Source organism: Rugamonas sp., from assembly GCF_025354735.1.
GTDB lineage: Bacteria > Pseudomonadota > Gammaproteobacteria > Burkholderiales > Burkholderiaceae_D > Rugamonas.
Map to the genome: position 1 here is coordinate 1 of NZ_JANXMI010000169.1, position 6,175 is coordinate 6,175.

The 6,175-nt window shown below is 64.0% G+C and carries 7 protein-coding genes; 2 read left to right on the forward strand and 5 right to left on the reverse strand.

Features of this window, described 5'->3' with window-relative positions:
- Window positions 1–46 precede the first annotated feature (46 nt).
- The 5 genes from Q0S71_RS13940 to Q0S71_RS13960 form a co-directional block, all read right to left on the reverse strand.
- Entirely contained in the window at window positions 47–1,249 is a 1,203-nt protein-coding gene (locus tag Q0S71_RS13940; RefSeq protein WP_295996576.1) for a DUF2325 domain-containing protein, read from the reverse strand.
- Window positions 1,250–1,251: 2 nt separating this feature from the next.
- Window positions 1,252–1,584: a hypothetical protein gene (locus Q0S71_RS13945; RefSeq protein ID WP_295996579.1), complete on the reverse strand. Its 333-nt coding sequence runs from the start codon at window positions 1,582–1,584 to the stop codon at window positions 1,252–1,254.
- A gap of 157 nt (window positions 1,585–1,741) precedes the next feature.
- Complete coding sequence (locus tag Q0S71_RS13950) at window positions 1,742–2,548, reverse strand: Crp/Fnr family transcriptional regulator (protein WP_295996596.1); 807 nt, start codon at window positions 2,546–2,548, stop codon at window positions 1,742–1,744.
- Between the two features lie 442 nt (window positions 2,549–2,990).
- Entirely contained in the window at window positions 2,991–3,635 is a 645-nt protein-coding gene (locus tag Q0S71_RS13955; RefSeq protein ID WP_295996582.1) for a response regulator transcription factor, read from the reverse strand.
- Window positions 3,636–3,813: 178 nt separating this feature from the next.
- The gene (locus Q0S71_RS13960; RefSeq protein ID WP_295996588.1) at window positions 3,814–4,281 is read right to left on the reverse strand and encodes a universal stress protein; all 468 of its coding nucleotides are present in this window, start codon (window positions 4,279–4,281) and stop codon (window positions 3,814–3,816) included.
- 451 nt (window positions 4,282–4,732) lie between these two features.
- On the opposite strand from Q0S71_RS13960, the gene Q0S71_RS13965 reads away from it, so the two are divergent.
- Both Q0S71_RS13965 and Q0S71_RS13970 read left to right on the forward strand, forming a co-directional pair.
- Window positions 4,733–5,551, forward strand: coding sequence for a protein phosphatase CheZ (locus Q0S71_RS13965; protein WP_295996591.1), 819 nt, complete (start codon window positions 4,733–4,735; stop codon window positions 5,549–5,551).
- Window positions 5,551–6,175 (forward strand): Hpt domain-containing protein (locus tag Q0S71_RS13970; protein WP_295996594.1); only part of this gene is annotated, 625 nt, incomplete at its 3' end. The genes Q0S71_RS13965 and Q0S71_RS13970, both read left to right, overlap by 1 nt.

The window sequence follows — 6,175 nt, forward strand, 5'->3', positions numbered from 1 at the left end:
CACCCCGGTGTTCAGCCAACACCCATCGGATCGCGCGCCATCGCGGCTACGCCGTCTCCGCGCCCGCCTGCTCCAATCCGCGCGCGAGGCTGGAGATGCTGGGGTTGTCGATGAACACGCAGCGCTTGCCGGTGCGCTTGCAGTGGTCCTTGACCCGCCAGTACGCGCTGTGGCTGATACAGCCGGTCTGGCAGATCACAAGGTCGGCCGCCGCGAGGCTGGCGTCGAGCTGATTGGCGTTGTCTTCCAGCCCGCCGTCGTGGTGCGCGAACTGGGCGCCGACGCGCTCGATCAGCGCCCGGTACGTGGCGACGTTGCCGCTGCGGCCGCCCACGCACAGCACGCTCTGATCGTGCAGCCGCAGCGCCGTCTTCAGGGGCGGCGCCGGCGGTGGCGGGGCCGGCGCCGCCACCACGACCGGCGCGCGCGCCGCTTCGTGGCGGGCGCCGAGTTTCAGTTCGGCGATTTGTTCGCGCAAGGCCCGCTCGCGTTCTTCCATCTGGTCCAGGCGCCGCACCAGCCGCGTGCGCGATTCCAGCCCCGGCAGCGCGGCCCGCAGCTGCTCCAGTTCCGCCCGCAGCGAGTCGATCATGCTGTCCTTGCCGACGGCCTGGGCGCGGGCCTGCATCAGCTGGCCGGCGTAATGCTCGGCTTCGACGGATTTGTCGAGCAGCAGGGCGGCGGCGCGGTGGCGGGCCTGGTCCAGCTCGCGCGCCAGGCGGGCGTTGTCGTGCAGCGCGGCGTTGAACTTGTTGAGGTCGACGCGCGCGCAGGCGCCGGCTTGGTGCTGGATCATGTGCAGGTCGCGGCACATTTGTTCTTCCAGCTCCGCTTCGCAGCGCGGGTGCGTCAGTCCGGCCCAGAAGGCGCCGGCGATGTCGCCGCTGGCGACGGCGGCGCGCCACAGCCCGGCCAGCTGCGCCGTGGTCTTGGCGGCGCGAAAGCGCAGCAGCACCGGCGCGTAGCGGCGTTCCAGTTCCTTTTGCAGCGTTTCGGACAGGCGGTTGCGGCTGCCGCATTCGCTGACGGCGCCGACGTGGATTTCGTAATCGTCGGCGACGACGTGGCCGCCGGGCCGGCCGGCGGCCAGCGCCTTGTCGACCAGCTTGCGCAGCACGCCCAGCGGCAGGCCGACGCCGACCAGCGGACAGTGGCAGGCGTGGCCCAGTTCCCACAGCCGGCGCCGGCGCGACGCTTGCGCATCGGCGCCGCCGTGGGCGGGCAGGGCGGGGCGATGTTGATCGCACACGGTCAGGCCGCCGTCTGGGGGGGGCGGGCGCGCGTCATGATGCGGCTCAGGAAGTTGCCCGGCTCCGGGTCGGGCAGCTTGCGCTCGACCACGCCGGCCCACTGTTCGGACAATTGCTGGCAGGTGGCGCTGAGCACGGGCGCCAGGCCGGGCAGGCTGGCCAGCGCTTTCAGGTGGCGTTCGATCACCGAGGCGAGTTTGACGCAGGCGCCCTGGTCGGCGGCGCTGGCCGTGTAGTGCGACATCAGGTGCAGCACGGCCGACAGCAGCAGTTCGGGCTGGTGCGCGCCGGTCGGCGGGGCGAGGAAAATCGGGTCGTCACGGTCTGGGGTCATCAATCTCTCCTGTAATTGATAATGATTCGCATTTAGATTATTGTGCGGAGCAGAGAGAAAAGCAAGCTTTTTTATTGATAATGGCGGCCGTGCGCACGGCGCGGCGAAAAAAAAGCCCGGCGTCGCAGCCGGGCCCAAGCTGGGTAAAACGGGGCGCTCAGATGGCGGCCAGCAGCTGCGGCAGGGCGGCCGGGTGCGGCTCGCTGCTCGATTTGCTTTTGGACGCGGCCAGCTGCTTGGCGCGCGAGCGCGACGGCGGCAGGCGGCGCAGGGTTTTCAGGGCGTCGGCGTCCTTGATGCCGATGGTGCGCTGGTCCACGCTGATGAGGCCGATTTCATTGAAGGCCGACAGCGTGCGGCTGACCGTTTCCAGCGTTAGGCCCAGATAGCTGCCGATTTCGTGGCGCGTCATGCGCAGGTTGAACAGCTTGCTGGAATAGCCCATCTGCGCGAAGCGCTCGGCCAGCGCGACGAGGAAGCGGGCCACGCGGGCCTCGGCGCTGAGCGCGCCCAGCATGCCTATCATGGCTTGCTCGCGCACCAGTTCGCGGCTCATGACGCCGTACATGACGTTTTCCAGCTCCAGGTGGATGCGGCCGAGCGCGGTCAGTTTCTTGAACGGCAACAGGATCAGGTCGCAGTCCGACAGCGCCACCGCTTCCGACGAATAGTGCTTGGTGTGGATGCCGTCGACGCCCAGCATGTCGCCCTTCATGGGGAAGCTGAGCACCTGCTCGTTGCCGAATTCGTCGATCAGCACGGTTTTCAGGAAGCCGGAATTGACGATGTAGAGCGTGTCGAAGGGTTGGCCTATGGTGTGGATGCGCTGGCCCGTCTTGAATTGCACGTGCTGGAACAGCAGCTCATCGGTATTGACCGAGCCGGCGACCGGAATATGCAGGAGATCGCACACTTCTTTCAAATTCGACCACAGCCGCCCCTGACGCTGGCGGCCCGCTTCCATCGACGGCGAGGGCGTCGTCGACGGCACGGAGCGGATTTCGGACGTTTGCGTAGACAGCATGCTTATCTCCTGGTGACAGGTAATTCAATGACTCAAGATACGATCGGACGATCGCTTGCGAGAGGGGCTACGGCCTGGACAGCGGGGATGGTGCGACAGTGCGGACGGTTCGGCTATTTCGCGTGGCTATAAATCAAGCGGTCAGTGATTTGACAGCGATCTGACAGCGATCTGCACCCGAACCCCGCGACTGTTCCGATACCTGCGTAACCAAGAAGCAACTTGAATCGTCTGGTTTCAGTATGCCAACTAGGGTAGGGGATTGATATCAGCAAGCGCTGAATATGAGCGTAGGAGGCGGCGCGACAATGTAGGACTCTTCCTACTCATCATGCTATTTGCGGTGGACAAAAAACGCGCCGGCAGGGCGGCGCGGTGCCGGTCAAGTCTTAAACGGCGATAATAAACGATGCGCCACGGCATATTGCACCATTTCAGACAGGGAATTCATTCCCATCTTTTGCATGATGCGGGTTTTGTGCGTGCTGACGGTTTTGACGCTCAAATGCAAATTATTGGCGATTTCCGTGATCGATTTACCTGCTACCAGTAAGGAAAACACTTCGAATTCGCGGTCCGACAGTTGCTTGTGCAACAGGCTTTCGTTCGGCATCATGATGTTCAGCGCCAGTTGCTCGGCCACTTCGGCGCTGATGTAAGGCCGTCCCGACGCCACCTTGCGGATCGCGCCCACCAGCTGGGTGCCGGCGCTTTCCTTGGTCAGATAGCCCTGGGCGCCGGCCCGGATCGCGCGCACCGCGTATTGTTCTTCCTCGTGCATGGTCAGGATCAGGATGGCCAGCTTGGGCGCTTCGCTCTTGATCTGGCGGATCAGGTCGACGCCGCTGCGGCCCGGCATCGACAGGTCCAGCAGCAGCAGGTCGAAACCGCCCTGGCGCACATGGCCGAGCACCTCGAAACCGTCGATGGCTTCGCCCACGATATCGATGTCCGGCGCACCGTCGAGTATGCGCTTGAGTCCTTCGCGCATGATGGTGTGGTCGTCGGCGATAACAATTCGTATCATAGGTCGTGGTCGAGTTGTGAGGGAAAGTGAGGGACCGCCGAGTTGCCCGACGGGACCAAGAGTTAAGCCAGAGTAAGGCAAAACCCAGTCGTCGATACTACTATAAATCGCCGGGTATTTGCTTTTTTCTTAAGAATGTTGAATCTATGTCATGGCGTGCGCGCCGGTGCAGGCGAATTCAGGCGCTGTCCGGCTCTTGAATCAGGCGATGCACCAGCACCGGTATGGTCGCGTGCGATAACACCTTGTTGGTTACACTGCCGAGCAGCAACTGGCCCCAGCCGCTGCGGCCGTGCGAGCCCATGAAGATCAGGTCGCAACCATGTTCGGCCGCCACCTCGACGATCTTTAGCGCCACCGTTTCCGAAAACGCCGTCATGCTGTCGCACACCAGGCCGCGCCGGGCGGCCGAGTCGAGCACCGCCTGCACGTGGCCGCGGCCGGCGCGCCGCATCGCTTCCATATATTCTTCCTCGCTGGGGTAGCCGGGCGGGATGATTTCCACGTAAATCGGATAGTGGTAGGCCGGCGCAACGAACAGGGCCAGGATCTCGGCGCCCATCTGGGCGGCGAAGGCGACCCCGGCGCAGGCGGTTTTGCTGGACACGGCCGAGCCGTCGGTCGTGATCAAAATTTTCCGGTACATGGCTGATCCTCCTCGATGCCGGCGGCGCCGCGATGGCTTGCGGTGGCGTCGCTAGCATTTCATTGTAGTCCCGTTTCAGACCATTGCTAGGATGGAAAGACTTGATATTTGTCAATGAAATGCTGCGCTGCGGGACCGGGTCCGGCCATCGCGGCGCCCACCGGATGGTTTTTTTGCACACAAGCACTGGTTTTATGCGTCGACACGTGTTTTGGCTCTCTATCCAATGTTAGTATCTCCAAATACAACAGCAACACTTGGCTTTTGCCCCTGCGACGGCCGGTCTCGCCGGCTTTGCGCTCGCGAGGATTAACAAGTAGCCCCGCCCCTGCTACACTCGCGCAAGCGCGTTATATTGCCTAGAGTCATCACTCTGGGCTGACGCTGGCTGCGTCGCGGGATCGCGGTAAGTTTAGAGCAGCAACTTAACAAATTATGGAGAAGCAGGGATATGACCAACGCCGCTGATGATTTCGACGCCTTATTCGATGAAGTGTCCGCACAAAGCAAGACCGCAGCGCCCGCTCCAGCGCCTGCGCCGGCGGCCGCCGCGGAGGACGACCTGGAAAGCCTGTTCGACCAGGTCGCCTCCAGCCGTCCGGCCGACGCCATCGTCGCCGCCGCCCCAGCGCCGGCCGCCGCGCCGGCCGCGACCGAACATGGCGAAGACGGCGACAAGCCGATGTTTGAACGCCTCGGCGGCATCGTCCGCCTGCTGCACGATTCGCTGCGCGAACTGGGCTACGACAAGGCGCTGACGGAAGCGTCGTCGCAAATCGTCGACGCCCAGGACCGCCTCGAATACGTGGCCTCGCTGACCGAGCAGGCCGCCAACAAGGTGCTCAACACGCTGGACGAGGGCATGCCGGCCCAGGACGTGTTGTCGAAAAAATCGAAGGAAATGGAAACCCGCTGGAACGAGCTGTTCGCGGGCAAGCTGAGCCTGGACCAGTTCAAGCAGCTGGCCGGCGACTCGCGCAGCTTCGCGCAGGCGGTGTCGGAAGCGACGGAAGCGGAAAAAGCCCGTTTGCTGGAAATCATGATGGCGCAGGACTTCCAGGACATCACCGGTCAACTGATCAAGAAAGTCGTGACGATCACCAAGACGGTCGAACACGAGCTGGCCGAGCTGCTGCGCGACAACGCGCCGCCGGCCGTGCGCGAAAAGCTGGCGCAAAAAGAAGTATCGCTGATGCAAGGGCCTTCGCAGCCGGCGGTCGCGCTGAACCAGGACAATGTCGACGACCTTCTTGCTGATCTGGGATTCTAATGGACGATATGCTCAAGGATTTCGTCGTCGAGGCGATGGATCTCGCGGTCAACGTGGAAGAGCATCTGCTGCGGCTCGAACGCGACCCTGAGAACAAAGAAACGCTCAACGCGGTGTTCCGGTCCTTCCATACGATCAAGGGCGGCGCCGGTTTCATGGGCCTGCCGGCGATGGTGGCGGCCTGCCACCTGACCGAAAACCTGTTCGACGCGCTGCGCACCGGTGCCGCGCCGGTGACGCCGATCGCCATCGAGGCCGCCTTGCAGGCTTCCGGCTTCGTCGCCGACCAGCTGGCCGAACTGTCGAACGGCGCCGAGCCCGACAGTCTGGCCGCGATGCCGGACGAGCTTGAGCTGATCTTGAAAAACGCCATCGAAGGCAATAGCGAGGCGCCGAAAAAAGCCGCCGCGCCAGTGGCCGCCGCTCCCGTGGCGCCGGTCGCCGCCGCAGTGGTTGCCGCCCCGGCCGCCGCCGCGTCGGTCGCGGTCTCGGCCGACGGCCTCGACTGGGAAGGCATGTATATCTCGGTCGTGCCGGCGGGAACTTACACCCGCAGCGCAGCGCCCGCCGCGCCGGCCTCAGCCTCAGCCTCAGTCTCAGCCGCCGCCCCGGCCGCCAGCGCGG